Here is a 2,659-nt window from a genome sequence, read left to right as displayed (position 1 = left end):
GGCTGAAGAGATACCTGCCGATAATCCCTGGGGCTTCCAACTTGATGTACCACGTTACAAATTCAACCGTGGCGAGTTGTACAACCTGAGCATTCGCCGTGGCACCTTGACCGTCGAAGAGCGCTACATCATCAACCACCACATGGTGCAAACCATTCTGATGTTGAGTCGCTTGCCATTCCCCACCCATTTGAAAAACGTGGCTGAGATCGCTGGCGGGCACCATGAAAAAATGGATGGCACTGGCTACCCGAAACGCTTAACGCACGAACAGATGAGCCTGCCCGCCCGAATGATGGCCATCGCCGACATTTTTGAAGCGTTGACCGCTGCTGATCGTCCCTACAAGAAAGGTAAAAGCTTGAGTGAAGCGCTATCGATCATGGCGAAGATGTGTGTTGATCAGCACATCGACCCGCAGTTGTTTGAGCTGTTCGTTCAGGCGGATATCTACCAGCAATACGCCGCCAGTTATCTACAGCCGCAACAAATCGATGCTGTCGATAAAAACAGTCTGTTGATGAAGGCAGGACTAGGGGTGTAAATCAGATCAGAACGTAGTCTGACGCGTTGCGCTCAGCCATAAAAAAACAGGCTCTTGAGCCTGTTTTTTTTCGTATCAACCTACATCAAGCAACCGGATTGATCGGCTTTTCCGGGTACCAGACGTCGATCAACGGGCTGACAGTCACTTCTGTCAGTTCGCTGCGGGCTTTGAGCCAGCCTTCAACGACTGCACGTTGCTCTTCGTTAACCGAGCCGCGTTTTTTCAAGCAGACCAGACCAAAATCTTCACCGCCAACGTAGTTCAGATTGTTGGCATCCATGGCTTCGGTCAGGAAGGCATCGAGGAAGGCGTCAATAGCGTCATCATCCAGGTCTTGTTTGAAATCCAGATTGAGTTCAAAACCAACCTCTTGGAATTCATCAACGCAGAGTTTTTTGCGCAGACGCTGGGAACGGTTAGTGGCCATGGAACAATCCTCATAAGTAATAACGGGCGGCACTTTACCAGCTTGGGCGACTAAATGCCCGCATCAGTGCTGATGTTTGTCCAGCCGAGCGGACGCAAAAACTTGAATACAGCTCCTCGTCGTAAAAAAATACCTGTTTGGGCGCTCTACCCCCGGCACAAGTCACCCGCGCATGGGGCATAATGCCGCACAATTCTGACGCCGTTTATTTTTGCTGACCAATGAACTGTCAGCGCATCAGCGTCTTGAACGACCGTTTTGATTCAGGCATACGTCACGATTAACGAGGGAATCCATCCATGCCCTCAAATTTCTCCCTTCGCAGCAGTAGGGCTTTACTTCAATGATCAAATCTTTACGCCCCTTGTTATTCGCCAGCCTTTTCTTGCCACTGGCCATGCCTGTTTATGCAGCCCCCATCAACACCTCGTTACCTCCCAAAGTTCAACAGGCCATGCAGGCTGCCAAGCTGCGTAGCGACGCGTTATCCCTTGTGATACTGCCGCTTACCGGTCCCGGCATCGCCACTGTTTATAACGCTGATGTTTCGGTCAATCCGGCATCGACCATGAAATTGGTCACCACCTATGCAGCGCTGGAAATGCTTGGGCCAAACCATCAATGGAAGACCGAGTTCTTCACCGACGGCACCGTCAGCAACGGCGTACTGCACGGCAACCTTTACCTGAAGGGCGGCGGTGATCCCAAACTCAACATGGAAAAACTCTGGCTGCTGATGCGCGACCTGCGCTCCAACGGCGTATTGCAAGTCACTGGCGACCTGGTGCTGGACCGCAGTCATTTCATTCGACCGCTATTGCCGGAGTTCAACGACGATGGCAACGATGAGAACAAGCCGTTCCTGGTTAAACCCGATGCACTGATGGTGAACCTCAAGGCGCTGCGTTTTATCGCACGCAATGACGGTGGCAAAGTGTTGGTGTCGGTCGAACCTCCGATTGCCAGTATTCACCTTGATAATCAGGTCAAGGCGCTGGCATCAGACAAGTGCACCGGTGACGTCCGCTACACGCCGACGCCTCAGGTGGACGGCAGCATTTCTGTCATCGTCAGTGGTCAACTGGGTCAGGGCTGCAACTCTCAGACTTACCTGTCGCTGTTAGATCACCCGACCTATACAGCAGGTGCGGTCCGCGCGATTTGGCAAGAGCTGGGCGGCACGATTATGGGCAAGGACCGTGAGGAAGCGGTGCCGAGCAATGCGAAGTTGTTGGCCAAGGCCTTCTCTCCCGATCTGGCGGAGATCATTCGCGACATCAATAAATTCAGCAACAACACCATGGCCCAGCAACTGTTCCTGAGTTTGGGCGCGAAATTTCGCAACGACGCCGATGGAGATGACGCAAAGTCAGCGCAACGAGTGATTCGTCAGTGGCTGGCCAAGAAAGGCATCATTGCCACGCACTTGGTGATGGAGAACGGTTCAGGTTTGTCTCGCGCCGAACGCGTCAGCGCCCGAGAAATGGCGCAGATGCTGCAATCTGCCTGGCACAGCCCATACGCCGCCGAGTACATCAGCTCCCTGCCGCTGGCCGGGGTTGACGGCACCATGCGCAAACGCCTAAAAACCACGCAAATGCGCGGTGAAGCCCACATTAAAACGGGCACCCTGAACACCGTACGTGCAATCGCCGGCTTCAGCCGCGACAGCAATGGCAACACCT

Annotated in this window: 3 protein-coding genes; 2 read left to right on the top strand and 1 reads right to left on the bottom strand. The window is 53.4% G+C overall.

Annotated features, from left to right (window positions below; translation table 11 throughout):
* Positions 1–544, top strand: a 544-nt coding sequence (locus tag M0974_RS01415) for an HD domain-containing phosphohydrolase (RefSeq protein WP_297831706.1), incomplete at its 5' end; no start/stop codon positions are given.
* Between the two features lie 85 nt (positions 545–629).
* Here the strand turns inward: M0974_RS01415 and M0974_RS01410 are convergent.
* Positions 630–974, bottom strand: a complete 345-nt coding sequence (locus M0974_RS01410) for a YggL family protein (RefSeq protein ID WP_297831703.1) — start codon at positions 972–974, stop codon at positions 630–632.
* 343 nt (positions 975–1,317) lie between these two features.
* Between M0974_RS01410 and dacB the strand changes: the two genes are divergently transcribed.
* On the top strand, positions 1,318–2,659 hold a 1,342-nt coding region (dacB, locus tag M0974_RS01405; RefSeq protein WP_297831700.1), incomplete at its 3' end, for a D-alanyl-D-alanine carboxypeptidase/D-alanyl-D-alanine-endopeptidase.

The sequence above is a fragment of the Pseudomonas sp. genome (assembly GCF_026224925.1).
Taxonomy (GTDB): domain Bacteria; phylum Pseudomonadota; class Gammaproteobacteria; order Pseudomonadales; family Pseudomonadaceae; genus Aquipseudomonas.
The sequence above is the reverse complement of the archived record's forward strand: the minus strand, read 5'-3'. Positions and strand labels throughout refer to the sequence as shown.

Coding starts and splice junctions, on each gene's coding strand:
- M0974_RS01410 (WP_297831703.1), bottom strand. CDS start 974: ATGGCCACTAACCGTTCCCAGCGTCTGCGCAAAAAACTCTGCGTTGAT.